This window comes from Myxococcus stipitatus DSM 14675, assembly GCF_000331735.1.
Taxonomy (GTDB): domain Bacteria; phylum Myxococcota; class Myxococcia; order Myxococcales; family Myxococcaceae; genus Myxococcus; species Myxococcus stipitatus.
This window is the reverse complement of record NC_020126.1, coordinates 4,675,568-4,701,607: the sequence shown is the minus strand read 5'-3', so window position 1 is coordinate 4,701,607 and position 26,040 is coordinate 4,675,568. Positions and strand designations below refer to the sequence as shown.

Below are 26,040 nucleotides of genomic sequence, written 5' to 3'. Positions count from 1 at the left end.
CGGACCCAGGAGCACGCAAGAAGTGCGCGCCCGGCGCATCCACGCCGATGGCGCGCAAATCCTGCGCGACCCGAAGCAGCGACACCGCTCGCGGCCCATGCGAGGAGCTCAGTGCATCAGCGTCTGGCGCCCTCCTCGCCCGACCGACAGGGACTCTCGCGTCACCGTCTCGCGGCCGGTGGCCTTGCCTCGCTCGAGCAGGGACTTCAGGCGCAGCAGGTCGTCATCCATCTGGCGCTTGGGGTCCACGCCCAGCAGCCGCGCGAAGGCGTGCCCGATGGCACCCGCCGGTGGGTTGTAGGCGAGGCGGATGTCCAGTCGCGTGCCGCCCTTGGGCGTGCGCTCGAAGTGGATGACCCCCGCGTTCTCCACCGAGGTGCCCTTCACGCTGCGCCACGCGAGCAGCTTGTTCGGCACGCGCTGGGTGACCTCCGCCTCCCATTCGAAGTGCAGCCCCGCGGGGCCCTTCACCTTCCAGTACGAGCGGCCCGAGGAGTCCACGCGAATCTCATCCACGTGGGTCATGAAGCGCGGGAAGTTCTGCATCGCATCCCAGAAGGCGAAGACCTCCTCCACCGGCGCGTTGACGGTGATGTCCTTGTGCAACGTGATGGCGCGAGGCCCCACGCCGATGCCCGTGAGCCTGCGAAGCTCCAGGTTGCTGAGCGCGCGGACCCCGAGCACCGCGCCGCCCACGCCGAGGAGCAGCCCCAGCGCCCCGCGCTGTCGGAAGGCCCACGAGGCCAGGGACAGGCCCCCCATCACCCCGAAGAATCGCGCGGAAGGTGACCAGTGCGAGGAGCCGAACGTCCTCGGAGGCCCGCGGCGAAGCGCTCCTCCTCGCGGCTCGGCTTGACGCCCCGCTTGCGCGAAGGGACCCAGCCGACTCTCCACGGCGCGCACGCCTCGCACACGGCCCACGGCGGGGACCACGCGCTTGAGCTCGTCCACGAGGATGGTGCCCTCGAGCATCACCTTCCCATCCCGCACCGAGACGCGCACCGCGCCTGGATGCGAACACACCCGCCCCAGCGCGGCGCGCACCCGCTCGCCGAGCGTCACGTCATCCACGGGCTCCGAACGAAAGCGATGGAGGGACTCGAGGAACACCCCCCGCGAGCGCTGCGCCAGGTCTCGCCGGAGGACCCCCGCCGCGCAGCCCGCTTCATGGGCCGCGTGCACCGCCTTGCCCTGCAGGTGAGACCTGCGCCAGCGGCCACTTCGAGGGTCCGACCAGTACATCATCCCCACGCCAAGCCCCAATCCACCCAGGCCCCACAAGGCTGCCTTCATGTCGTGCCTCCTGTCCGATGGTCGATACGACCTATCGGGGAAACGTGAAGGCGCGAGTGCCGCGGTGCAGCAGCCGCCGACCCTGCGGACCATGGCTCGTGAGCCCGTCCGCCACGCGAGCCGCATGCAGGCGTTCGCCGCCTCCCTGGCGCCTCGGGTGGGAAGGTGTCCGCATGCGCAGGTTGGGCGGAATGAGGGGACATTCCCCTCGGCACGAGGCTCATCCGCATGCCTACTCAGCAGCCGCCGATTCCCGGTCTCCCCTCGCCCCCACCGCCGGGTCCCAAGCCTTCGCCCAACGTGCCGGTGCAGGAGCCCGACCCGCGCCAGCCCCTGCAGGAGCCGCCCAATCCCGTGACGCCGTCCGAGCGTCCGCACCGGCGACCGCCGCCCCTCGTCGAGCCACCGCCGCCTGTCGGCCGCGCCACGACCGAGGCCCGCTCCTCCTCGCCAGGCATGCGAGCCCGGCCACATCCCGCCTCCGCCACCGCGAGCATGTCCACCTTCGAACAAGAGGAGGTCGCGCCACGCGCGCACGGCCAGGAGGCCCCCATGCAAGGACCCGAGTTCCAGGACCGCTTCATGGCCGGCCGTGTCCTCGCGAGACAGCTCGCGCACCATGCGCACCAGCCCGAGACCCGGGTGCTGGCCCTGCCGCGCGGCGGAGTCCCGGTCGGCTATGAAGTCGCCCGTGCCTTGGACGCGCCCCTCGACGTGTTCATCGTGCGCAAGCTCGGAGCCCCCGGGCACGAGGAGCTCGCGATGGGGGCCATCGCCACCGGCGGCATCCAGGTCCTCAACCCCGAGGTGCTGCGGGAGCTGGACATCTCGCGCGAACAGGTCGACGCCGTCGCCCGACGCGAAGCCCTGGAGCTGATGCGCCGCGAGTCGAGCTATCGCTCCGGGCGCCCACCGCTGGATGTCCAGGGGCGCGAGGTCATCCTCGTGGATGACGGGCTCGCCACGGGCTCCACCATGCGCGCCGCCGTGGCCGCGCTCCGCGAACAACAGCCCGCGCACATCATCGTCGCCGTCCCTGTCGCCCCAGCGGAAACATGTGAAGAGGTCGAAGCGCTCGCGGACGAAGTGGTGTGTGCGCGAACCCCGGAGCCCTTCTATGCCGTGGGCCTCTGGTATCGAAACTTCGAACAAACCTCGGACACCGAGGTGCGAGAACTCCTGGAGCGCCGCGCCCGGGAGCAGGCCAGCGTGCACGTCGCCTGAGCCGGGCGCGCGGTCCATCGCGACCCTCACCGCTTCCCTGCCCTCCCTCCGACAAGGGCGGCGCGGGCCGTGATTCCGGGTAGGCTCGTGCGCCCCCACCCCATGCACGAGTTCCCCTCCCGCAGGCAGATGCTGATGGCCGTCGTCGCGGCCTCGATGCTCGCCGCCTTCATCGAGTGGACCTGGTCGAGCGGCAGCGCGGCCAGTGCCCTGCCGCGCGTCCTCACCACCGCGGCCCTGGTGTTCATCTGCGCCGGCACTCCCGCGCTGGTGCTCGCACGCGCGCGAGAGCGCACCCGACGCGAGCGCGACGCGGCCCTGCGCAGCGCCGACGACTCCAGCGCGCTCCGCGACGCACTCATGGATGTCACGCCCGTGGGCTTCGCGTTCTTCGACCGCAACCTGCGCTACATCCACGTCAACCCCGCGCTCGCGGCCATGAATGGACTGCCCGCGGGGGGACACCTGGGTCGCCACGTCTCGGAGGTGATGCCGGAGCTGGGCCGGTTGCTGGCGCCGCGCCTCAAGCGCGCGCTGGAGACGGATGTCCCCATCACCGACACCTGCCTGGAGGTGGAGACACCCGCGGCGCCCGGCGAGCCTCGCTTCTGGTTCGGCAGCTACTCACGGGTGAGCGGCTCGGGAGGCGAGGTGCTCGGCGTCATCGCCTCCCTCTCGGAGCTCACCGAGCGCATGCGCGCCGAGCAGACGCTCCAGGAGCACGAGGGTCGGCTGGACGTGCTGACGCGCTCGCTGCCCGACTACCTCTGGGGCGGCAAGCTGCGCGATGGCGCGCTGCGGGACTTCTACTGCACCCCCGTCATCGAGCGCACCACGGGCTACCCCGCCTCCGCCTTCGCGGAACCCGGCCCCGGAGGAGGCCCGCCGGCGCTGTGGGCGGGGATGATCCACCCCGAAGACCGCACGCGCTACCGCACGCGCATGGAGTCGCTCGCGCCCGGCTCGGAGGTGGAGCTGGAGCACCGCATCATCTGCGCGGACGGACGGGTGCGCTGGGTGCGCAGCCGCGCGACGGCCTCCGCCCGGGACACGCAAGGCGAGCTGCACGTGGGCTGCGTCGTCACCGACATCACCGACCGCTACCTCGCGGACGAGCTGCGCCAGCGCCTCCACGAGAGCTTCCGCCGCTCCGCGCAGGAGTGGCGCCGCACGTTCGACGCCGTCAGCTCACCGCTGGTCGTGCTCGGCGCGGACGGCACCGTCCAGCGCCTCAACGACGCGGCCTGCATCCTCTTCGGCGGCCTGGACCCTTCCGGCCAGCCGCTCTCCACCGCCGCCTTCTCACCGCCCTGGTCCAGCACGCCGCCCCTGGTGGACGAGCTGCGCAGGACCCACGGCATCATCACCCGCGAGGTGACGGACCCGCAGGCCCGCCGCACCTGGGAGCTGTCCGCCGCCTGGGTCGACGAGGCCGGTGGCGAGGACTCGCGCATCATCCTGGTCGCCACCGAAGTCACCCGGCTGCTGGAGCTCCAGGCCAGCCTGCGCCGCAGTGAGACCATGGCCGCCATGGGCGCCATCGTCGCGGGCGTCGCGCACGAGGTGCGCAACCCCCTCTTCTCCATCTCCGCCGTGGTGGACGCCGTGGAGGCCACCGTCGGCCAGCGCGCGGACCTGGCCCCGTACGTGGACGTGCTGCGCGGGGAGGTGCGCCGCCTCAACCACCTCACCCAGGAGCTGTTCGAGTACGGCCGCCCCACCCGGGGCGAGTGGGTGGAGGGCCCCATCCGGCCCGTCGTGGAGGAGGCGCTCGCCGCCTGCACGCGCACCGGGGAGCAGTCCCGCGTCACCGTCACGCCCACGCTCGCGGCGGCGCTGCCATGCGTGCGCATGGACTCGCGGCGGCTGTTCCATGTCTTCCGCAACGTGGTGGAGAACGCGGTGCAGCACTCCCCGGTGGGCACGACGGTGAGCGTGGCCACGTCTCCGCTGGAGGAGGAGGGCCGCGCCTGGGTGAGCTGCACGGTGAGGGACGGCGGGCCGGGCTTCCGCGAGGAGGACCTCCCGCATGTCTTCGAGCCCTTCTTCAGCAAGCGCCGGGGCGGCACGGGCCTGGGCCTGGCCATCGTCCAGCGCATCCTGGAGGAGCATCAGGGGCGCATCCGCCTGCGAAATCACCCGGAGGGTGGCGCGGAAGTCACTCTGCTGCTACCAGCGGTGTCCTCACCCACCCTCCGCATGTCGATGGACCCGCTCGCCTCATGACACGCACCCGCATCCTGCTCGTGGACGACGAGCCCGGCGTCAGGCTGGGAATGAGGGGCTATCTCTCCGCCCACCACTTCGACGTGGACGAGGCCCAGAGCATCGCCGAGGCACAGGAGGTCTTCCGCACGCACCGTCCCGACGTCGCGGTCGTGGACTACCGGCTGACGGATGGCACCGCGCTGGAGCTGCTCCCGCGCCTCAAGGAGATTGACGCGGCGGTGCCGCTGGTCGTGCTCACGGGCCATGGCTCCATCGAGCTGGCGGTCCAGGCCGTGAAGGAAGGCGCCGAGCAGTTCCTCACCAAGCCCGTGGAGCTCGCGGTGCTCAAGGTGGTGCTGGAGCGACTGGTGGCCCAGCGGCGGGAGCGTCAGCGCTTGCGCGCGGACCAGTCGCGCACGGCTCGCACCAGCGTGAATCCCTTCCTGGGCGGCAGCGCCGCCATCCGGAGCCTGCGCGCCGAAGCCGAGCGCATGCAGCACAGCGACAGCCCCGTCCTCGTCACCGGCGAGACGGGCAGCGGCAAGAGCGTGCTCGCGCGCTGGCTGCATGAGGGGGGACCTCGCGCGGATGCGCCGTTCGTGGACTTGAACTGCGCGGCGCTGTCGAGGGACCTGCTCGACTCGGAGCTGTTCGGCCACGAGAAGGGCGCGTTCACCGGCGCGGTGGCCGCCAAGCAGGGCCTGCTGGAGGTCGCGGACCGAGGCACGCTCTTCCTGGATGAGATTGGCGACATGGACCTCACCGTCCAGCCCAAGCTCCTCAAGGTGCTGGAGGAGAAGCGCTTCCGCCGCCTCGGCGATGTCCGCGACCGGCGCGTCGACGTGCGACTCATCGCGGCCACCCACCAGGACCTCAACGCCGCGGCCCGGGAGAAGCGCTTCCGAGGCGACCTCTACTTCCGCGTCAGCACCCTCATCCTCCACGTGCCCGCGCTGCGTGAGCGTCCGGAGGACATCCCCGAGCTGGCCCGGCACTTCCTCGCGGAGATGGGCGGTGCGCGAGGCCGCGCCGGCGTGGGCCTGCAAGCCGACGCGGAGAGCGCGCTGATGCGCTACCCCTGGCCCGGCAACATCCGCGAGCTGCGCAACGTCCTGGAGCGCGCCGTGCTGCTCTCCGGCGGAGGCCCGCTCTCCCGAGGCGACCTGCGCTTCGAGTCCGCCACCGACGAGCCCAGCGGCGACGACAACCTCACGCTGGAGGAGCTGGAGCGCCGCCACATCGAGCGCGTCCTTCGCCGGGAGAATGGCCACGTCGAGCGGGCCGCCCTGCGCCTCGGAATCCCCCGCTCCTCCCTCTATGAGCGGCTGAAACGTTTGGGAATCAACAGATCCGGATTCCAGAAATCGGATCCGTAACCTGGAAAGCGGCGGGGCGCGTCGAGGGTCGAGCGTACGCAAGTGCCGGGAAAGTCATGAGGGGCTTCCCGACGCGGGCTGGCCTCACGCTTGCTCCGGGCCCCGCGCGTGTCACAGAACCTCCTCATCGTCGACGACGAATCCGCGCTGTGCTGGGTGTTGGGTCAGTTCTTCTCGGGCGCGGGGTATCGGGTCGACTCGGCCCAGGCGCTGGACGAAGCGCTGGGGTTGATGACGACGGGGCGCTACGACCTGGTCATCAGCGACCTACGGTTGAGTGGCACACAGTCCGAGGAGGGGCTCGTCCTGGCGGACTTCGTGAGGCGTTACGCCCCCGAGACACGCGTGCTCCTGCTGACGGCGTTCGCGTCGCCGGAGCTGTCCGAACGGGCCAAGGGTCTGGGCGTGGACCTTGTGTTGCCCAAGCCGCAACCGCTGCCCTCCCTGGCCCAGCACGTCTCCCAATTGTTGGCGGCACGTTGATGTGGCCCGTGCCCTTCTGGCAGCGTCAAGACATGCGAGTGCGTGCCCACCCACCCCGCCCCTTGGCGCTGCTGGCCCTGCTGCTGCTGACAACAAGCGTCGCGAGGGCGCAAGCGCAGACGTCGCAAGCCATCGATGTCCAACAATACAAGCCCGGACCCGGGGCCTACGACGTGCTGGGAGTGCACGGCGCGCGCGTGGGCAAGCACCTGGATTGGAACATCGGGCTGTCGGTCAACTACGGCGAGGACCCGCTCAACCTGCTGGACCCGCGCAGGGACGCGTTCGTCTACCGCATCGTCGACAGCCAGCTCTCGCTCGACTTGATGGGCGCGGTGGCGCTGTTCGAGCGGCTGGAGATAGGTGTGTCGCTCCCCGTCTCCACCACGTCCTCGCAGCCCGCGGGTGCGGTCGCGCCGTCGCTCGTGGACGGCGCCGCCAGCACGGGCGTCGGCGACCTGCGGCTGGTGCCCAAGGTGTTGCTGCTGTCGACCGAAGACGGTGTGCACCTGGCGTTCGTCGCGCCCGTGACGTTGCCCACCGCGGGAGCCTCCGGCTTCCTGGGCACGAAGGGGCCCACGTTCCAGCCCCGGCTCGTGGCCGAGTGGGCGGGCCCGTCGCTGCGGCTGCTCGCCAACGTGGGCGTCAACCTCCGCGGGGAGCAGCAGCTTCGCAACCTGCGCGTGGGGAACGAGTTCTCCTACGCGGCGGGCGCGGAGGTGCCCCTCACGCCAGCGCTGACGGTGGCGGCGACGGTGTCGGGGGCGCTTGGGCTGAAGGAGGCCAACTCGGAGGAGCGCCCGCTGGAGGCGCTGGGCGCGGTGAAGTACCGCTTCACGGAAGAATTGTCGGCGCACCTGGGCGCGGGGCCGGGACTGACACGCGGCTATGGCACCCCGGGGTTCCGCTTGCTGGGAGGACTGGCCTGGACGGGCTCGGCGCCCTCCTCCGCGCCCGCGCGCAAGTGCGACCTCGGGCCCGAGGACTTCGACGGCTTCCAGGACGACGACCACTGCCTGGACCCGGACGACGACGTGGATGGAATCCTCGACGGCCCCGACGTGTGCCCCGGCGAGCCGGAGACCTTCAATCAGTACCAGGACGAGGACGGCTGCCCGGATGAGGTCCCGGCGGCGCAGGGCACGTCGACGGAGTCGACTCCCGAGGAGCCGCTGAAGCTGGTGCCCGCGGCGGTGGACTCGGATGGCGACGGGCTCATCGACACCGAGGACCGCTGCCCCGCCGAGGCCGAGGACGCGGACGGCTTCGAGGACGCGGACGGCTGCCCCGACCCGGACAATGACCGCGACGGCGTGCCGGACGCGGTGGACGCGTGCCCGCTCGAGGCCGAGAGCATCAACGGCGTGAAGGACGAAGACGGCTGCCCGGACAAGGGCAAGTCGAGCGTGCGCCTGGAGGGCTCGCGCATCGTCATCCTGGACAAGGTCTACTTCGCCACGGGCAAGGACATCATCCTGCCCAAGTCCTACGGCCTGCTGGCCCAGGTCTCTTCCATCCTCAAGGCCAACCCGCAGATGGAGCGCGTGCGAGTGGAGGGACACACGGACGACAAGGGCTCGGACACGAGCAACCTGGACCTGTCTCAGCGGCGCGCGAACAACGTCCGCGAGTTCCTGGTGAAGTCGGGCATCGCGCCGGAGCGCCTGGAGGCGAAGGGCTACGGTGAGACGCAGCCCGTCGACACCAACAAGACAGCGCAGGGACGCGAGAACAACCGCCGCGTCGAGTTCAACGTCGTGAAGAGCGCCGACGAGTCCTCGGCGAAGGAGACCACGCCATGACCCGGACCCTGCCTTGGATGTGGGCGTTGGCGCTGGTGACGTTGTCGGCGCGCGCCGAGCAGACCGCGGACCCGTGTGGGGGGCTGCAATTCGTCAACGGGCGCGTGGAGCTGGGACGTCCGCTCGCGCCCAAGGGGCCCGAGACGGAGGCGTGCCTCAAGCACGTGGCGCAGGCGCTGGTGTCCAGGCCCGCCATCCGCTCGGTGACGTTGGCGGCGCGGCTGCCGGACGCGGAGCGGCTGGATGGACAGGGCCTCGCCGTGGCGAAGGCGGCGGCGGAGGTGTTGGTGTCGGCGGGGGTGCCGCGCACGCGCGTGTCCGTGGTGGCGCCGCCCGCGGTGCCGGGTGAGCCGGGCCGGCTCCAGCTCGCGTATGTCGAGCGCCCCGCACAGCCTCGCGTGGCCCAGGTGCGCGCCTCCAGTGGGCTGGTCTCCGCGGGGCCCTCCCCCGCCGAGCTTCGCCCGCGCGGCACGGGGGACTCGCTCTACACGCAGGAGCTGTTCCACACCGCGCCGGACGCGAGCGCGGAGCTGGAGCTGGCGGACGCGAGCCGCGTGCGGGTGACGCCGAACAGCCTCGTGCGCCTGGGCGCCATCGAGCTGGGGGCCAACGGCAAGCGCGTGGTCCGGCTGGAGCTGATGCGAGGCTCCGTGGAGACGGTGGCGGCGCCGGGTGGAGACGGCTCCGTGTTCGAGGTGCGCACGCGTGGCGCGGTGGCCGGCGTGCGGGGAACCCAGTTCCGGGTCTCCGCCCAGGAGGACGGCACCAGCCGACTGGAAACGCTGGAGGGCAAGGTGGCGCTGGGCTCGGACAAGGCCGAGGTCGAGGTCGTCCACGGCCAGGGCTCGCGCGTGCTGCCGGGCGCCGCGCCGGAGCCCCCGCGTCCGCTGCTGGCCGCGCCCCTGCTGAACGGGCCTCGCGGAGGGAGCTTCACCGCCGCGCCGACGCTCGAGTGGTTCTCCGTGCCGGGGGCGAAGACGTACCGCGTGGAGATGGCGCGGACCGCGGACTTCGCAGCGGGCGTGCGGACCCTCGAGGCCCCGGACGTGAAGCTGGCGGTGCCCGCGGAGACCGCGGGCAAATGGTTCTGGCGTGTCTTGGCAGTGGACGCGGACGGCTTCATCGGCTTCCCTTCCAAGATCTACGCCTTCGACCTGCGGCCCTGAAGTTCGAGATGAATCCGAGTCCCAAGCCCCCCTCCCGCATTCCCCGGCCGTCCCCCGGCCAGCTCCGCATCGCCGCTGCACTGGTGGGGGTGGCCCTGGCCGGAATCACGGCCGTGACGGGAGGGGCGCCAGGACATCTCGAGCGTCTGCTGTACGACCAGGCCGTGAGTCGACTCCTCCCGGGGGTGCCTCGAAGCGCGGACCTGGTGCTGGTGGAAGTGGATGACCGGGCCCTGGCCGCGCTGGGCGAGCGGTGGCCCCTGTCCCGCGCGACGTGGGCCCGGGTCTTCCAGGCGCTGGCGGCCCAGCGTCCCGCGGCGGTGGCGGTGGACGTGGTGTTCGACCAGCCCGGTCCTCGGGAAGCGCTCGAGCTGGGCGAGGACGTGCTGACATCGCTGCGCGAGTCGGGGCTGGCGGAACAGCCCGCGGGCGCGGCGCTGGTGGCGGAGCTGGAGGCGCGGCTGAGGACGCAGGACGGCGATGCGCGGCTCGCGGAGGCGCTCGCGGAGAACGGGAGCGTCATCCTGGGCGCCGCGGCGCTCACCGAGGATGTGTCGCTGATGCCTCCGCTCGAGGACGGGGCGCTGGAGACGCCGCTGCCATTGCCCGTGGAGACGCTGCGGCTTCAATCCCGAGAGATTGCCGGCAGCATCGCGCCGCTGCGGCTGGCGGCACATGGCAGCGGCACGCTCAACATGCTCGTGGAGGCGGACGGCGTCATCCGGCGCTATCCCTATGCCGTGGGCGTGGGGGGACAGGCGTGGCCCTCGCTCGCGCTGGCGACCGCGCTGCGGTTGATGCCGGAGCAGGCGGAGACGCTCATGCGCCGGGCGGCGTTGGACCATGGCGCGCCGCTGATGCGCCTGCCCGCGCCGGACTGGCTCCCCAGGGTGAGCCTCGCGGACGTGCTCCAGGTGGACCCGCGTTCGGTGGGGTTGGACCTGGCGCTGCGAGGCAAGACGCTCTTCGTCGGCGTCACCGCGACGGGCCTGCATGGCCAGAGCACGCTGCCGGGACAGGTGGCGGTGCCCGGGGTGGAGATCCACGCCTTCGCGTTGGACAACCTCCGCGCGGACCGGCTGATGCGCTCGTCGGGGGTGGTGGCGGTGACGGGTGTGCTGGAGACCCTGGTGCTCCTGATGTTCTTCGGCTGGCGCTGCCGCCGCGCGAGGACCTTGGGCGCGGTGATTCGCACGGCGATAGCGCTCATGGCCGTGCACGTGGCGCTGGTGGGCTGGCTCGCCGCGGACCTGGGGTGGGTGGTGCCGCTGGTGCCTGGGGCCCTGGGGCTCGGGCTGATGTTGTTGGTGGACTCGGCCGCGCGCGCGGAGGAGCTGGGCCGGCAGCGAGGCGCACTGCGCCGGCTCTTCGTGCGCTATCCGCAAGCGTCTCCGAGCACGGCGGTGCCTCCGGGTGGAGACACGCGGTAGGAACGTTGCCGGCATGACCTGTCCCGCCCGCGCTCGGTAACCCGGGGGCGGCCTTCCGTGGCAGCATTCGAGGCACATGGCCCGATACGCCCTCATCGCCGAGCCGGATCCCCACCGCGCCGCCAGCCTGCTGGCCCTCGTCACGGCGGAGGGGCTCGAGGGAGTGCTGGCCCGGGACGGCGCCGAGGCCCAGGAGCTGGTGCGCCAGCGCAGCGCCCCCCTCCTGCTGCTCACGGACCTGGCGCTGCCCCGCGTGGATGGCTTCGAGCTGTTGTCCTGGCTGCGCGAACGGCAGGACTCCGAGGCCACGCGCGTGGTGGTGGTGACGGCCTTCGACGAGCTGCGCGTCCGGGCCTGGCAGCTCAAGGACACGCTGGGCATCCACTCCTTGCTGAGCCGCCGTGCGCCCGCCGAGACGATGCGCGACACCGTGCGGACGGCCCTCGCGGGACAGCGCTCCGTGCAGGCGCCTCCGGCCGAGAGCAGCTCGTCGGAGGAGGAGCGGCAACGCATCGCGCGAGTCGATGCGATGCGGCTGGTGGATGAGGGCCCTCCCGAGGCGGAGCTCCAGGAGCTCGTCTCGGAGGTGGCCCAGGCCTTCGCGGTCCCGGTGGCGCTGCTGACGTTGGTGCTCGGAGACCGGCAGTGGTTCAAGGCGCACGTGGGCCTGCCCCATGCGCTCGCGCGCGACCGAAGCACCCCTCGGGATTGGGCCTTCTGTCACCACGTGGTGATGGGCCGCGAGTCGCTCATCGTCCCGGACGCACGGCGCCACCCCGTGTTTCGCGACAACCCGCTGGTGCGTGAAGGCGTCATCGGCAGCTACGCGGGGGCACCTCTGGTGACGCCCCATGGGGAGGTGCTGGGCACGCTGTCGCTCATCGACACGCGGCCGCTGGTGCTCGGCACCGAGGACATCGTGGCGCTGCGAGAGCTGGCGCGGCGCGTGGCTGGAGACCTGGAGCTGCGGTCTCGCGCGCGACAGGAGACTCGGGACCTGGGGCGCGCCCGGCACGAAAGCGCGCTGGCCCAAGGCACCGCGCTCACCCAGGTGCGCGACGCCATCCAGGCGCTCGATGTCGCGACGCTGCTGGTGGCGCCAGGACGGCAGCCCTTCGCGGGCAACACCGCGCTGTCGGAGATGCTGGGCATGCCGCTGGAGAGCATCCCCAGCCTGACGTTCGAGTCCTTCCGGCAGCACGTCGCGGACCTCACGGCGGACCCGTCGGGGCGCTCGCTCGTGTTGGACCTGGCCTCCGAGTCCTCGCAGGGACTGCACCTCACCCTCACGCTGGAGCGTCCGCGACAGCGCCGGGTGCGTTGGGTGGCGCGCCCCTTCCGGATTCCGGGAGGCATCGCGCAGCTCCTGACCCTCTCCGAGCTGGGGGGCGCCTCGCCGCGAGAGGAGCGCGAGCGGCTGCTGCGAGTGGATGCGCTGACGGGCCTGGCCACCCGCCGCGTGGGGGAAGAACACCTGCTGCGAGAGATTGCCCGTTGCCGAAGGGACGGCGTGGCCTGCGGCGTGTTGCTGGTGGACCTGGTGGACCTGGGCCCCCTCAACCTGCGGCACGGCTTCGACGCGGGAGACACCGCGCTGCGAGACGTGGCCCGCGAGCTGGAGTCACTCGGTCCTCCCTCGGGAGGGCTCGCGGTGCGGTGGGAAGGAGGCACGCTGCTCCTCGCGCTGCCGGGCCACGACGCCGCCGCGACCGAGGCCACGCGAGAGCGACTCCACGCCGAGCTGCCCCCCGCGCTTCGGGTCCACAGCGCGTCGGTGGTCGTGGAGGGAGAAGAGGACCCTCGGGAGATGCTCACCCGCGCGCACGCGGCACTGGCGCGCGCGAAGGCGGAGCATCACGCGAGGAGCCCGCGCGACTGAGGGCCTCCGCGCCTCACCACGACGCGTGAGGCGACAACAAGGCCTGCCCCTCCAGCCGGGCCACGAAGGCCTCCACGTCATCGCGGTCCGGAAGTCCCGACATCGCGCCGAGCCGCATCGCGGTCAGCGCCGACGTCGCGTGAGCGAAGCGCACCGCATCCGCGAGTGAGCGCTTCTCTCCCAAGGCCACGGACACCGCCGCGGCGAAGGCCTCGCGAGCACCGGCCGTGTCCACCCAATCCACGGGCAGGTTCTGAAGCCACAGCTCTCCCTCCTTTCCCAGGAGCAGGTGCCCTTGCGGAGCCGCGATGACGGCGGCCCCGGCACCTCGGCGCACCAGGTTCTCCGCGGCCTGCCGAGCGGAGTCGAGGTCCCCCACGTCCAGCCCCGTCAGCACCGCGGCCTCCGCGCCTCCCAGGCACACGACATGGACCGCCTCCAGCAACTCCTCCGGGAGCGAGGTGGCGGACCTGGGAGCCAGGACGATGTGCGAGCCCGCGGCGCGTGCGATGTGGACAGCGGCGACGACCGCGTCCAGGGGGACACCCAGCTGCGCGAGGAGCACATCCGCGCGAGTGATGCGCTCCTCGGCGGCGAGCACGTCCCGCACGCACAGGCGCCGATTGGCCCCCGCCACGGACAGGCACTGCGCCCGGCCCGCCTCATCCACCATCTCCATCAACACACCGGTGCTCTCGGCGGGGTCCCGCGCGACGGCGCGCGTCTCCACGCCCTCCTCCTCGAGCTGCTCCAGGAGCGCCATGCCGCGAACATCCATCCCCACGCGCCCCACCAGCGTCGAGCGAGCCCCCAGCCGCGCCACCGCCACGGCGCCGTGAGCCCCCTTCCCGCCCAGCTGCTCCTGGAACGAGTACCCCTCCACGCGCTCACCAGGCCTCGGGAGCCGAGCCCCCTGGACCCGGAAGTCCGTGCTGATTCCACCGACCACGACGATGTCGGCCTGCCGCCGCGGAGCCATGTCCGTCCCCCCCTCGCCCCACGGTCCGCGCTGCCACGGCCCCCTGGGACCTGACCGCTCCAAGGGTACGCACGGCCTCGGCGACGCGGCCCGGCTGGTCGCTGTCCTCCCCCTCCGCCCCGCCCCCCTTCGGCGCCCAAGCGCTCGCGAACCCCCAACCCCCTGAAACTCCAGCAACTTCGCGGGACTTCTGGAGCCCAGGGCATCCCGTCGCGCATTGACACCTCGCGTCGGGCCATGCTACCTACCGGTCGGTAGGTCGTGGGTTTGAAAAATTTACAGTCCTTCGAGACGAGGCACACGTGACGCAAGGCGGACGGAAGCCAGATGAGGGTGAGCGCTACCGCGCGATTCTGGAGACGGCGGCGCGGCTCATCTGCGAGCGCGGCTACGAAGGCACTTCGATGCAGGAGATCGCCGCCGCGTGCCGGATGACGAAGGCGGGGCTCTACCACCACATCCAGAACAAGGAGCAGCTGCTCTTCGCCATCATGAACTACGGGATGGACCTGTTCGAGGAGCAGGTCCTCTCGCGCGTTCAGGACATCGCGGACCCGGTGGACCGCCTGCGCGCGTGCATGCGCCACAACATCCTGCTGGTGACGCGGGGGTGGAGCAAGGAGGTCATCATCATCCTCCACGAGCACGCCACGCTCACGGGTGAGGCGCGCGCGTTCATCGACAACCGCAAGAAGCGCTACGTGGGCTTCCTGGAGGAGGCCTTCTCGCAGGCCGCGCAGCAGGGGCGCATCCGTCCGGTGGACCCGACCATCGGGGCGTTCTCGTTCCTGGGCATGGTGTTGTGGGTCTACAAGTGGTTCAAGCCCGACGGTCGGCTGACGGATGAGCAGATCGCCGACGGGATGGTGGACCTCCTCTTCCCGCCCATCGTCGCCGCCGCCGTCGACGGTCAGCCGGGTGTCTCCGCGTTGCGCGTGGTGCCTCGGACCGCCGCCTCGGGCTCGGGGACGGAGGAGCCGTGAAGACCGCGCGCTGGTGTTCGTTGGAAGAAGCCGTCGCGTCGATTCCCGACGGAGCCTCGCTCGCCACGGGCGGCTTCATGCTTGGCCGAGCGCCCATGGCGCTGGTGATGGAGCTCATCGCGCAGGAGCGCCGGGGGCTGCGGCTCATCTCGCTGCCCAACCCGCTGCCCGCGGAGTTCCTCGTCGCGGGGGGCTGCCTGGCCCACCTGGATATCGCCTTCGGCGCGCTGAGCCTGGAAGGCCGTGTGCGGCCCATGCCCTGTATCAAGCGGGCCATCGAGCAGAACACGCTGTCCTGGCGCGAGCACGACGGCTACCGCGTCGTCCAGCGCCTGCGCGCCGCCTCCATGGGCCTGCCCTTCATCCCCGCGCCCGACGCGGACGTGTCGGGGCTGGCGCGCGCGGAGCCCCCTCGCACCGTGGTGGACCCGTTCACGGGTGAGAGCGTCCCGGTGGAGCCGGCCTACTTCCCGGACGTCGCGTTGATTCACGCGCGGGCGGCGGACGAGCGCGGCAACCTCTTCATGGAGGACCCGACCACGGACCTGCTCGTCGCGGGCGCCGCGCGGCGGGTGATCGCCACGGTGGAGGAGCGCGTGTCGCGCCTGCCTCGCGTCACCATCCCGGGCTTCCAGGTGGACCGCATCATCCTGTCCCCGCGAGGCGCGCTGCCCACGGGCTGCGTCGGGCTGTATCCCCACGATGACGCCATGCTGGCGCGCTACCTGTCGCTCGCGGAGGCGGGCCAGGAAGCGGAGTTCCTCCACTCGCTGCGTCCCCGGAGGGCGGCATGAGCGCCACCGTCGACATCACCCCCGCGGAGACCGTCGTCTCCTTGCTCGCGCGGCAGATTGACGACGGCGCGGTGGTGGCCACGGGCGTCGCCTCGCCGCTGGCCATCCTCGCCATCGCCGTCGCGCGGGCCACCCACGCGCCGGACCTGACGTACCTGGCCTGTGTCGGCTCGTTGGACCCGGACATCCCGTCGCTCCTCCCCTCCTCCGAGGACCTGGGCTACCTGGAGGGACGCTCGGCGGAGATCACCATCCCCGACCTCTTCGACCACGCGCGGCGTGGCCGGGTGGACACCGTCTTCTTCGGCGCCGCCGAGGTCGATGCCCTGGGCCGCACCAACATGACGGCGAGCGGGAGCCTGGAGCAGCCTCGAACGAAGTTCCCGGGAGTCGCGGGCGCGGCGACGCTGCGCCAGTGGGTCCACCGGCCGGTGCTCCTGGTGCCTCGGCAGTCGCGCCGCAACCTGGTGCCGGAAGTCCAGGTGGCCACGACACAGGACCCTCGCCGCACGGTGCGCCTCATCTCGGACCTGGGTGTCTTCGAGCTCGGTGCCTCCGGCGCGCGGCTGAGGGCCCGTCACCCCTGGGCCACGGCCGACGACATCGCCGAGCGCACCGGCTTCGAGTTCGAGGTGGATGAGTCGCTGGCAATCACTCCGCTCCCGGACGCGCGCACCGTCGCGGCCATCCGCTCGTTGGACCCCCGTGGCTACCGAGACCAGCTCGTCGGCCGCTGACCCCTCAATCCCAGACATTGTCGTGAGAATTCTCTCGGAGGTACGGAGATGAAGGCCGTCGTTCTGCGCAGTTTCGGTGAAGCGGGCAACCTGAAGATGGAAGACGTCCCGGTCCCCACGCCGGGCAAGGGTGAAGTCCTGTTGCGGGTGCATGCGTGTGGCGTCTGCTACCACGACGTCATCAACCGCCGGGGCAACCTGCCGCGCACCAGCGTGCCGGCCATCCTGGGCCACGAGGCCGCGGGCGAGGTCGTCGCGGTGGGTCCGGACACGCCGGGATGGAGGACGGGCGACCGCGCGGCGACGCTCCAACGGCTGTCCTGCGGAACCTGCGCGCTGTGCCGCAGCGGGCGCAACAGCCTGTGCAAGACGGACAACCGCTTCTTCGGTGAGGAGCTGCCCGGAGGCTACTCGCAGTTCATGGTGGCCCCGGTGGCGGGCCTGGGCCGGGTGCCCGCGTCGCTGCCCTGGGAAGAGGCGGCCACGGTCTGCTGCACCACGGGCACGGCGGTGCACACGCTGCGCACGCGAGGCAAGGTGCGCGCGGGCGAGACGGTGCTCATCACCGGCGCCAGCGGTGGCGTGGGCATGTCCGCGGTGCAGCTCGCGAAGCTGGATGGCGCGCGCGTCATCGCGGTGACGTCCGGCGAGGCCAAGGTGCAGCCCCTGCGCGAGGCGGGCGCGGACGAGGTCATCCTCTCGCGAGGCCTGGACTTCGCGTCGGAGGTGCGCAAGCGCACGAAGGGCCAGGGCGTGGACCTGGCGGTGGAGATCGTCGGCAGCGCCACGTTCGACCAGACGCTGAAGTCGCTGACGCCGGGCGGCCGGCTCGTCGTCGTCGGCAACCTGGAGTCGGGAATCGTCCAGGTCAACCCGGGGCTCGTCATCGTCAAGGAGCTGGAGATCATCGGCGCGTACGCCACGAACCAGGCGGAGCTGGACGAGGCGCTGCGGCTGACGGCCACCGGCGGCGTGCGCCAGTTCGTCACGGACAAGGTTCCGCTGGCGGAGGCGGCGCGGGCGCACTTCCGGCTGGAGAACCGCGAGGTGGCGGGCCGGCTGGTGCTGGTGCCCCCCCAGGCGTGAGCGGACGAGGCGGCGAACCCCAGGCAGTGACGCACGAATTGGAAGCGAGGAGTCCCATGAAGAAGCGGGTTGGAATCGAGGCGCTGGCGGTCGCGGTGCCGTCGCGGTACGTGGACATCGAGGACCTGGCGCGGGCGCGGGGCGTGGACCCGGCGAAGTTCACCTCGGGCCTGGGTGCTCGGGAGATGGCCGTCACGGACCCGGGTGAGGACACGGTGGCGCTGGCCGCGACGGCGGCCGCCCGGCTCATCCAGCAGCAAGGCGTGGACACGTCGCGCATCGGCATGCTCGTGGTGGGCACCGAGACGGGCATCGACCACTCGAAGCCCGTGGCCTCACACGTCCAGGGCCTGCTGAAGCTGCCGCGCACCATGCGCACCTTCGACACGCAGCACGCGTGCTACGGCGGCACCGCTGGACTGATGGCCGCGACGGAGTGGATTGCGTCGGGCGCGGGCGCGGGCAAGGTGGCCATCGTCATCTGTTCGGACATCGCGCGCTACGGCCTCAACACCGCGGGCGAACCCACGCAGGGCGGCGGCGCGGTGGCGCTGCTCGTCTCCGAGCAGCCGGACCTGCTCGCGCTGGACGTGGGCCTCAACGGCACGTGCACCATGGATGTCTACGACTTCTGGCGGCCCGTCGGCCGGCGGGAGGCGCTGGTGGACGGGCACTACTCCATCAACTGCTACCTGGAGGCGCTGTCGGGGGCCTACCGGGGCTGGCGCGAGAAGGCGCTGGAGCACGGGCTGGTGCGCTGGTCCGGCACGATGCCCGGCGAGCAGCTCGCGCGCATCGCCTACCACGTCCCCTTCTGCAAGATGGCGCGCAAGGCGCACACGCAGCTTCGGCTCTGCGACCTGGAGGACGCGGTGGGCCCGGGCCCCGGCACGCCCGAGGCGCGCGAGGAAGTGGCGAAGTCCTCCGCCAGCTATGACGCGCAGGTGGCCACGTCGCTGGGGCTGAACTCGCGCATCGGCAACGTCTACACCGCCTCGCTGTACCTGGCCCTGGCGGGGCTGCTCCAGCGCGAAGGGGCGCAGCTCGCCTCGCAGCGCATCGGCCTGCTGTCCTACGGCAGCGGCTGCATGGCGGAGTTCTACTCCGGCGTCGTCGGCGAGAAGGCCGCGGAGCGGATGGCCCGCGCGGACCTGGAGGGCGTGCTGGCCCGACGCGAGCGCGTGTCCATCGAGGAGTACGAGCGGCTGATGAAGCTGCCCTCGGACTCGCCCGAGGCCAAGGCTCCGGCGCCCGGCACCTTCCGCCTCGCGGAGATTCGCGACCACAAGCGCATCTACGTCGAGGGCGGCGCGGCGTGACGTGATGCCCCCTGGGCCGCCTGAAGTCACTCGGGCGGCCTGGAGCACGGGGGGCCAAGAGGGTGCCCCGCCCCGGGGTGTCGAGTGCGCCGAGGGCTGGAATAAGCTTGCGGGATGCCCACGGAACTGACGCGGCTCCGCGTCTCGCGCTTCCACTCCCTGCGGGATGTCGACCTGAGCCTCCAGGGCCTCAGCGTGCTGGAGGACGCCAAGGGGACCGCGACGAAGGACCTCGCCTCGCTGCTCGCGCTGCTGAAGGCCCTCGCGGAGGGGGGACTTCAGCGACACTTGAGCGAGACCCAGGTGCTGGGCCCGGCCCACGGACGGGAAGCGGTCCGCGTGGAGCTGACTTTCCAGGACAACCAATACGGCATCGAGCTCCGGCCGCGACCCGATGGGGCCTGGTGGGTGGCCTCGGAGTCGGTGGACCTCCTCGTGGGCCTGTCGTGCCAGCTGCTCGACCCCGACCGGGATTCGCCTCGGGCCGAGGCGGCGTTGTCCCTGTACTCGCTGGAGGTGCCCGAGCCCGTGGCGCCGCGAGCCCCCAGCGACAGCGAGGGAGATTTCCTCGGACACGTCCTCCATGGCGCGATGGCGTGGATGCGACGGGTCCTGATGGGGATTCGCATCGAACCGGAGCTCTCCTGCGCTCCGGCGATGCTCTTCTTCTTCGAGGAAGCGGACCGCGACCTGCCCCCCAACGCCATCTGGGAGCGAGCCCAGGGCATCCGCGCCACGTCGAGCCTGCACCAGGTGCTGCTGTGTACGGCCTCGGCCGCCCTCGCGGAGGCTTTCGACGTGCGAGACGTCCTTCGCGTGGACACACGCGACGGCGCGTCGAGCGTCCGCTGACCCAAGCGCCCGACTGACGGCTCTCGGACACCAGGCTCGCCTTGTCGGGTGCCTCGGACAGGCAGCGGGGGCCCTGGGATTCCCCCTCCCGTGTCGCTGCCACCTTCCTCGGACGCGAGGGAGCCAACACACTGGAGTCCATGGGCATGGCCCACACGCTCCAGGAGGCTCCATGGCGGACGCACCCATTGCCATCACCGGCTGCACGGGAAGGTTGGGAGGACGCATCGCGAGACGGCTCGCCGCGCGGGGTATTCCCCTCCGCCTCATCGCTCGCGATGCGAAGAGGGCCCCCGCCCTCCCCGGTGCCGAGGTGCGCGTCGCGACCTACCAGGACCGGGACGCGATGGCGCGAGCGCTCGAGGGAACACAAACCGCGCTCTTCGTCTCCGCGACGGAATCCCCCCACCGCCTCGAGGAGCACTTCGCCTTCATCGAGACCGCGGCCGCCGTGGGAATCGAGACCCTGGTCTACACGTCGTTCTACGGCGCGGCCCCGGATGCGACGTTCACCTTCGCCCGGGACCACTGGGCCACCGAGCAGAAGCTGCGCGAGCAGCGCTTCGCCTCGGTGATGCTCCGGGACAACCTCTACCTGGACTTCCTCCCGATGATGGTCGGCGAGGACGACATCATTCGCGGCCCCGCGGGGAACGGCCGGGTCGCCGCCGTGGCCCAGGACGACATCGCGGACGTCGCCACCGCGGTGCTGCTGAACCCCGGCGCCCACCGGGGCCAGACGTACTCACTGACGGGCCCTCAGTCCCTGAGCTTCGACGACATCGCCGCCGTGCTGAGCCGGCGACTGGGCCGGAGCATCCGGTACTACGCCGAGAGCATCGACGAGGCCTACCGCTCCCGAGCGAAGTACCGGGCCGAGCCCTGGCAGGTGGACGCCTGGGTCAGCACGTACACGGCCGTCGCGGAGGGGGAACTCTCGGACGTCACGACCGATGTCGAGCGCACCTCGGGCCACGCCCCCATGGGCCTGGACACCCTCCCGCTTCACAGCGCCAGCAGCACCTCGAGCTGAGCCTGGACCGCGCGGGCCTCGTCCGTCTTGCCCAGCTGGGTGTAGAGGGCCACCGCGTCCCGGCGCTCCTGGAGCTCCCGGTCGACCACGGCCTGCACCGCCTCGGGCGTCAGGGCCAACCGAGCAACCTCACCGCTGCCCAACCCTCCCGCGCTTCCGGCGACCACCCCCAGGACGGCCGCGGGAGCCACGCTCAGGTCGGCGGCCTCCGCGTTGTCGATGGCGGCCATCGTCGCGCGAAGCGCCGCCGTCGCCTGGGTGTCTCGGGTGCGCATCGCCTCCTTCAGCGCCGCGCGCAGGACCGCCTTCCACTCACTGACCGTTCGCATGGGACCACCCTATCTCGTCACATTGTTGGACACCCAACGTGGACGCGAAGGCTGGCGCCTCCTCGACAGGAGCCGTCCTTCTCACTCTTCTGAGCTGCAACAGGGTTGCCCCAGTTCCTCGCGCACCAAATTGCGGACCCACCCGGAATTCCATGCTAGGCAGCGCCGACTCGAGGTGAAGGCGACGAGTGACAGAAACGTCGCGGCGAGGTGTTCATCTCTTCAGCGCGAGATGATCCACCGCCCGCGCCACTCCGCTGTGAAGGGGGCCCTTGTGTTTCCGATGACTTGGCTCAGGAACGCTGTCGTCGCCGTGCTGACGGCCTTCTGCGCCCTCGCGGCCACCGAGGCCTCGGCCCAGACGACGCCCTCCGCCTTCTTCCTGTCCCGGAGCGAGAACCGGAACCAGGTCCACTACGCCCTCCGCGTCGACGAGTCCTGCCGCCCCGTGGGGACCCAGCCCGTCTTCGTCTATTGGCGGATGCTGGAGCGCGGCGAATCGGAGGTAGAAGACCTGCTGGGCGTCGAGCAGCCCGTGTACGGCCTGGACGGAACGCAGCAGGTGGAGGCCACCGCCGACGGCTGGAAGGTGCGCATCCGCCTCAGGGCCTTCCCGGAGCGCCCCATCGACATCACCACCTCCACGGCCCGGGGCCAATGCACCGTGCAGGCCTGGACCCGGGTCGGCGCCCACGTCGCGCAGCTCGAGCACATCTTCGTGAAGACCTCCTGGCCCTTCTCGGTCGACTTCGTGCGGCTGGACGGCACGGGCCCGGACGGCCACCCCGTCACCGAGCTGGTCCGCTCGAGGGACTGACCCCGCTTCGGCGCCTGGAATTCCTGTAATTCTATCGCCATGAAAAAATAAGCAGGGCGGCCACAACCTTGTTTCGCCGAATCCGATAATGACGGCATGACCAGTGTCGTCGGCCCCCGCCGCTCGCCCTCCCTAGCTCGTTCGACTGAAGCCGATACCGCGCGTGAGACCTCCGGTCCCCGGAAGTCCAACGCGGCACGCAGCGATTTCCAGCCCGCGCGCGCGACCAACGCGCAGTCGGCGATGACGAAGCTGGGCGCGACCTTCGTCCCCGTGACGTCCGCGAAGTCCACGGCCGGCACGCAGCCCACGCCGCTGACGCAGAGCATCAGCCCCAACGCGGACATCAAGGACAACACCACCGTCACCAGCACGCTGGAGATGGCGCAGGACGCGAAGGTGTCGTCGCTCAAGCTGGACCTGGACATCGAGCACACCTACCGCGGCGACCTGATGGTCAAGCTGACCGCGCCGTCGGGCAAGAGCGTGATGGTGTCCGACCGCCAGGGCAGCTCCGCGGACGACCTCAAGGGCTCCTTCGACCTGTCCGCCTTCGCGGGCGAGTCCACCAAGGGAACCTGGACGCTGGAGGTCCAGGACAAGGCCCGCGGCGACAGCGGCACGCTGAAGCAGTGGGGCCTGAACATCGTCCCCGAGACGAAGGCGCCGGAGCCGGAGCCCGAGCCGTCGGATGACCCGTTCGATGGCCTGCGCGACGACGCGCTGCTGAAGGCCGTGCGCGACTCGAACAGCGGCATCAAGGTCGTCAGCTACAACGACGCCCGCAAGCACATCTTCAGCAGCCTGGACGTGAAGGACAACGGCAAGGTCGAGTGCGTCTACACGGGCCTCGAGACCCAGGGCGGGAAGATTCCCAACAACTCGGTCATGAACGTGGAGCACACCTGGCCGCAGTCGAAGGGCGCCACGGGCCCCGCGAAGAGCGACCTGCACCACCTGTTCCCCACCGACAGCAAGGCGAACTCGAAGCGCAGCAGCTTCCCGTTCGGCGAAGTGGTGAACGTGAAGTGGAGCCACAACGGCGCCAAGCTCGGCACGGACGCCAAGGGCAACACCGTCTTCGAGCCGCCCGACTCCCACAAGGGCAACGTGGCGCGCGCGATGTTCTACTTCTCGTCGCAGTACGGCCGCCCCATTCCGAACGACGAAGAGGCCGCCCTCAAGAAGTGGAACAAGCTGGACGCGGTGGACGCCGCTGAAATCGAGCGCAACCGCAAGGTGGCGACCATCCAGGGCAACACCAACAAGTTCATCGAGCACTCGAACCTGGCGGACCGCATCAAGGACTTCTAGGCCGCACCCGGCCCCCGACGGACACCGCGGCCCCGGTGTCTGTCGGCGCGGGCCGTCGGAGCGCTCCCTGAGCTCGCCTGTTGTCGCCCCATCCCCTCCTCGCCACCTTGGGCGGGGACGCGCCTGACTTTCCAGCGCGTGGGGAGGCGGACATGAAGGCCATCGTGCTGACGGGGTATGGGGATGTCGACTGCCTGGAGCTCCGGGACATGCCCGAGCCCCATCCCGCCGCGGGCGAACTCAAGGTCCGCGTCGTGGCGGCGAGCATCAACCCCATCGACTGGAAGCTTCGCCGCGGCGACATGAAGGACTTCGTGCCGCTGAAGTTCCCCGCGATTCTCGGGCGGGACGTCTCCGGCGAAGTCGTGGAAGTGGGCCCCGGCGTCACCGCCTTCAAGGTGGGCGACCGCGTGATGGGGCTCGTCAATGCCGGCTACGCGGAGCAGGTCGTCTCCCCCGTCGAAGCCTGGGCACGCCTCCCCGCCTCGCTCGACCTGACGGACGCGGCCGCGCTCCCTCTCGTCACGCTGACAGGCACCCAGCTCGTCGAGGAGGCGGTGAATCCCTCTCCAGGTGACATCGTGCTCGTCACGGGGGCCCTGGGGGGCGTGGGCCGCTCGGCCGTCCATGCCGCGAAGCTCCGAGGCGCCAAGGTCTGGGCGGGTGTCCGAGGCAAGCAGAAGGCGGACGCGGCCCGCCTCGGCGCGGACGGCGTCGTGGCGCTGGATGACCCCGCGGACCTCGACAGACTGCCCATGCTGGACGCCATCGCGGACACGGTGGGTGGAAGCGTGGTGGCTCGGCTGCTCACTCGGGTCAAACCCGGCGGAACCCTCGGCAGCGTCGTGGGCGAACCGCCTGGCGCCAAGGAGAAGGGCCTGAAGGTCCACGCCATGATGGCCCACCCCGACGGCCAGCGACTCGCGCGACTGGGCGAGGACGTGGCGAAGGGAGCGCTGGTCATCCCCATCGGCAAGCGAATGCCCCTGGCCGACGCCCGCGCCGCGCAACAACTGGCCGAGCGCGGCGGCGTGGGAAAAGTCCTCCTCATTCCGTGACGTCTCGAGCCGGGCCGACTTCCAGTCTCGCGGTACTCGGCACGTGATGCTCTCACGTGCCGAGACGCATTCACTCACGGACCGAGACATTTCGAGCAACGCGGCTCGGGAAATCCTCACGGCTCAACCGGCACATCTTGGCTTTCCCGGTATCAATGACTGAAACATACGTCATCGGGTGGATCCCTTTCGCCAAGAGGGCCACTTGGGTATACCCATAGCGTCATGAGCCGCACGTCTGCTTCGTTCGGAACATTGCTGGGGCAGCGATATGAGCTGCGCCAGCGAATTGGCGTGGGCGCCATGGGCCTCGTGTATGAGGCGGCCCGAGTCGACGACGGCGACGAGGTGGCCATCAAGGTGCTTCAGCAGCACCTGGTCGACAACCCGGCGATTCTGGCGCGCTTCAAGCGAGAGGCCCACGCGACAGTCGGACTGAGCGACCCTCACCTAGTGCAGGTGAAGGACTTCCAGTGCAACCCGGACGAGCCTCCGTTCATGGTGATGGAGCTGCTCCGCGGCCAGACGCTGCACTTGTTGCTGAAGCAGCAAGGTCCCATGCCCGTCGCCCGCGCGGCGGCGCTCGCGCTGCAGACGCTGTCCGCGCTGGGCACGGCCCACCGCGCGGGCGTCATCCACCGCGACATCAAGCCCGACAATCTCTTCGTCACCTCCACCGAGGCCGGCGAGACGGTGAAGGTGCTGGACTTCGGCGTGGCGCGGCTGCTGAACGAGGACGACGCGGCGGCGGTGGGCGCGGAGGCCGGCGCCTGGGTGGGCACCCCGTCGTTCATGGCGCCCGAGCAGGTCCGCTGCAAGCCGGTCGACGCGAGGGCGGACCTCTACTCGCTGGGCGCGTGTGTGTTCCAGATGGTCACCGGGCGTCAGCCCATCGACGTGGCCGACACGGTGGCCCTGTTCTCGGCCATCGTGGAGCGCGTGCCGCCCCTGGCCACCGAGCTTCGCCCGGACGTGCCAGAGGCCTTCTCACAGGTGCTCGCGAAGGCGCTGCACAAGAACCCCGCGGAGCGCTTCACCAGCGCGGAGGAGATGGCCCTCGCGCTGGCGCCCTGGGCCGCGCCCGCCGCCTCGGCGGCCCCGGTGGAAGTCGCCCCGGAGCTCGGGCCGGAGCCCACCTCCGGGCCCTTCATCGACATCACGGAGAGCCTCCCCCCCGAGCCCGTGGTGCCTGCGCCTCCCGCCCCGGTGCGCCGCTCCAGCCTGCGGAAGCGGCTGTGGGTTGTCGGAGCCACCGTGGTGGGGCTCGGCGTGGGCGTGGCGCTCTGGCTCTGAGCGCCACCTGACAGGCGGAGCGAGGGCTTCATCGAGCCCCCGCCCTGCCTGGACTTCAGTGGACGACGTAGGTCGAAGGCAGCAGGACCCGGGCCCCTCGCGTCTGGAAGAGGCTGTCCTTCAAGTGCAACTGGATGACGACGTGGTTGCGCTTCTCCAGCTCCGAGCGCGGCGTCTTGAAGCCGATGGAGCCCGAGCGGGCGTTGATGAGCCCCGTCCCTCCGGGCTCACGGAAGGCGCCCATGTCGTCGAAGTGCACGCGGATGTCCGCGTCCTGCGCGTCGGCCGGAAGGTAGAAGGCCCCCAGCAGGTAGGCGTGGTCCGTCCGGGCCAGGTCCATCGAGCGCGCCGCGGGTGAGTACCGGAACGGCACCGGGACCCCCTTCGTGGTCACCTCGACGCGCCCCACGCCCAGCAGCACCTTCTCGTAGAGCTCCGCGTCCTGCCCCAGCAGCCGCAGCTCGAAGCGGTCTCCCTCCGGCTCGCTGACGGGAGTGACTCCGTCGCTCCCGCCGCACCCGCCCAGCGCCAACGCGAGCAACATCGACGACAGCCCCATCCACTTTGTATTGGTCTTCATGTCAT

General features: G+C 70.9%; 23 protein-coding genes. 19 read left to right on the top strand and 4 right to left on the bottom strand.

What is annotated here, in order from left to right:
• Positions 1 to 108: 108 nt before the first annotated feature.
• Positions 109 to 1,293 (bottom strand): SRPBCC family protein, encoded by a 1,185-nt coding sequence (locus MYSTI_RS18340; RefSeq protein ID WP_015349271.1) that lies wholly within the window; start codon positions 1,291 to 1,293, stop codon positions 109 to 111.
• 228 nt (positions 1,294 to 1,521) lie between these two features.
• On the opposite strand from MYSTI_RS18340, the gene MYSTI_RS18335 reads away from it, so the two are divergent.
• The 8 genes from MYSTI_RS18335 (at position 1,522) to MYSTI_RS18300 (ending at position 12,861) form a co-directional block, all read left to right on the top strand.
• Complete coding sequence (locus MYSTI_RS18335; protein WP_015349270.1) at positions 1,522 to 2,517, top strand: phosphoribosyltransferase; 996 nt, start codon at positions 1,522 to 1,524, stop codon at positions 2,515 to 2,517.
• 102 nt (positions 2,518 to 2,619) lie between these two features.
• The gene (locus tag MYSTI_RS18330; protein WP_044280878.1) at positions 2,620 to 4,743 is read left to right on the top strand and encodes a PAS domain-containing sensor histidine kinase; all 2,124 of its coding nucleotides are present in this window, start codon (positions 2,620 to 2,622) and stop codon (positions 4,741 to 4,743) included.
• The gene (locus MYSTI_RS18325; protein WP_015349268.1) at positions 4,740 to 6,101 is read left to right on the top strand and encodes a sigma-54-dependent transcriptional regulator; all 1,362 of its coding nucleotides are present in this window, start codon (positions 4,740 to 4,742) and stop codon (positions 6,099 to 6,101) included. Before MYSTI_RS18330 ends, MYSTI_RS18325 begins: the two co-directional genes overlap by 4 nt.
• 108 nt (positions 6,102 to 6,209) lie before the next feature.
• Positions 6,210 to 6,584, top strand: coding sequence for a response regulator (locus MYSTI_RS18320; protein ID WP_015349267.1), 375 nt, complete (start codon positions 6,210 to 6,212; stop codon positions 6,582 to 6,584).
• Between the two features lie 32 nt (positions 6,585 to 6,616).
• Positions 6,617 to 8,386, top strand: coding sequence for an OmpA family protein (locus MYSTI_RS18315; protein WP_052351166.1), 1,770 nt, complete (start codon positions 6,617 to 6,619; stop codon positions 8,384 to 8,386).
• On the top strand, positions 8,383 to 9,552 hold the full coding sequence (locus MYSTI_RS18310) for a FecR family protein (RefSeq protein ID WP_015349265.1): 1,170 nt from the start codon (positions 8,383 to 8,385) through the stop codon (positions 9,550 to 9,552). The genes MYSTI_RS18315 and MYSTI_RS18310 overlap by 4 nt, the downstream gene beginning before the upstream one ends.
• 8 nt (positions 9,553 to 9,560) lie before the next feature.
• Complete coding sequence (locus tag MYSTI_RS18305) at positions 9,561 to 10,982, top strand: CHASE2 domain-containing protein (RefSeq protein WP_015349264.1); 1,422 nt, start codon at positions 9,561 to 9,563, stop codon at positions 10,980 to 10,982.
• 76 nt (positions 10,983 to 11,058) lie between these two features.
• Positions 11,059 to 12,861: a diguanylate cyclase domain-containing protein gene (locus MYSTI_RS18300; protein ID WP_015349263.1), complete on the top strand. Its 1,803-nt coding sequence runs from the start codon at positions 11,059 to 11,061 to the stop codon at positions 12,859 to 12,861.
• 13 nt (positions 12,862 to 12,874) lie between these two features.
• On the opposite strand, the gene MYSTI_RS18295 is transcribed toward MYSTI_RS18300, so the two are convergent.
• The gene (locus MYSTI_RS18295; RefSeq protein WP_015349262.1) at positions 12,875 to 13,840 is read right to left on the bottom strand and encodes a PfkB family carbohydrate kinase; all 966 of its coding nucleotides are present in this window, start codon (positions 13,838 to 13,840) and stop codon (positions 12,875 to 12,877) included.
• Between the two features lie 302 nt (positions 13,841 to 14,142).
• Here MYSTI_RS18295 and MYSTI_RS18290 point away from each other — a divergent pair, with 302 nt between their 5' ends.
• From MYSTI_RS18290 to MYSTI_RS18260, 7 genes are all read left to right on the top strand, one after another.
• The gene (locus MYSTI_RS18290) at positions 14,143 to 14,823 is read left to right on the top strand and encodes a TetR/AcrR family transcriptional regulator (RefSeq protein WP_015349261.1); all 681 of its coding nucleotides are present in this window, start codon (positions 14,143 to 14,145) and stop codon (positions 14,821 to 14,823) included.
• Positions 14,820 to 15,617, top strand: coding sequence for a CoA transferase subunit A (locus MYSTI_RS18285; protein ID WP_015349260.1), 798 nt, complete (start codon positions 14,820 to 14,822; stop codon positions 15,615 to 15,617). Before MYSTI_RS18290 ends, MYSTI_RS18285 begins: the two co-directional genes overlap by 4 nt.
• A complete protein-coding gene (locus MYSTI_RS18280; RefSeq protein WP_015349259.1) occupies positions 15,614 to 16,354 on the top strand; it encodes a CoA-transferase subunit beta in 741 nt (246 codons plus the stop codon). The genes MYSTI_RS18285 and MYSTI_RS18280 overlap by 4 nt, the downstream gene beginning before the upstream one ends.
• Positions 16,355 to 16,402: 48 nt before the next feature.
• Entirely contained in the window at positions 16,403 to 17,440 is a 1,038-nt protein-coding gene (locus MYSTI_RS18275; protein WP_015349258.1) for an alcohol dehydrogenase catalytic domain-containing protein, read from the top strand.
• 56 nt (positions 17,441 to 17,496) lie between these two features.
• On the top strand, positions 17,497 to 18,759 hold the full coding sequence (locus MYSTI_RS18270; RefSeq protein WP_015349257.1) for a hydroxymethylglutaryl-CoA synthase family protein: 1,263 nt from the start codon (positions 17,497 to 17,499) through the stop codon (positions 18,757 to 18,759).
• Between the two features lie 114 nt (positions 18,760 to 18,873).
• Positions 18,874 to 19,611, top strand: a complete 738-nt coding sequence (locus MYSTI_RS18265) for a hypothetical protein (protein WP_015349256.1) — start codon at positions 18,874 to 18,876, stop codon at positions 19,609 to 19,611.
• Between the two features lie 172 nt (positions 19,612 to 19,783).
• The gene (locus tag MYSTI_RS18260) at positions 19,784 to 20,644 is read left to right on the top strand and encodes an SDR family oxidoreductase (RefSeq protein WP_015349255.1); all 861 of its coding nucleotides are present in this window, start codon (positions 19,784 to 19,786) and stop codon (positions 20,642 to 20,644) included.
• Here MYSTI_RS18260 and MYSTI_RS18255 read toward each other — a convergent pair.
• Positions 20,617 to 20,973, bottom strand: a complete 357-nt coding sequence (locus MYSTI_RS18255) for a GatB/YqeY domain-containing protein (protein WP_015349254.1) — start codon at positions 20,971 to 20,973, stop codon at positions 20,617 to 20,619. The two genes, MYSTI_RS18260 and MYSTI_RS18255, sit on opposite strands and share 28 nt — an antisense overlap.
• Positions 20,974 to 21,256: 283 nt before the next feature.
• Between MYSTI_RS18255 and MYSTI_RS18250 the strand changes: the two genes are divergently transcribed.
• The 4 genes from MYSTI_RS18250 (at position 21,257) to MYSTI_RS18235 (ending at position 25,455) form a co-directional block, all read left to right on the top strand.
• The gene (locus tag MYSTI_RS18250) at positions 21,257 to 21,790 is read left to right on the top strand and encodes a DUF4833 domain-containing protein (RefSeq protein ID WP_015349253.1); all 534 of its coding nucleotides are present in this window, start codon (positions 21,257 to 21,259) and stop codon (positions 21,788 to 21,790) included.
• A 243-nt stretch (positions 21,791 to 22,033) separates the two neighbouring features.
• Positions 22,034 to 23,104, top strand: coding sequence for an endonuclease (locus MYSTI_RS18245; protein ID WP_233278307.1), 1,071 nt, complete (start codon positions 22,034 to 22,036; stop codon positions 23,102 to 23,104).
• 152 nt (positions 23,105 to 23,256) lie between these two features.
• The gene (locus tag MYSTI_RS18240) at positions 23,257 to 24,162 is read left to right on the top strand and encodes an NADP-dependent oxidoreductase (RefSeq protein WP_015349251.1); all 906 of its coding nucleotides are present in this window, start codon (positions 23,257 to 23,259) and stop codon (positions 24,160 to 24,162) included.
• Between the two features lie 225 nt (positions 24,163 to 24,387).
• Positions 24,388 to 25,455, top strand: coding sequence for a serine/threonine-protein kinase (locus MYSTI_RS18235; RefSeq protein ID WP_015349250.1), 1,068 nt, complete (start codon positions 24,388 to 24,390; stop codon positions 25,453 to 25,455).
• A 55-nt stretch (positions 25,456 to 25,510) separates the two neighbouring features.
• On the opposite strand, the gene MYSTI_RS18230 is transcribed toward MYSTI_RS18235, so the two are convergent.
• Complete coding sequence (locus MYSTI_RS18230) at positions 25,511 to 26,035, bottom strand: hypothetical protein (RefSeq protein WP_015349249.1); 525 nt, start codon at positions 26,033 to 26,035, stop codon at positions 25,511 to 25,513.
• Between the last annotated feature and the right edge of the window lie 5 nt (positions 26,036 to 26,040).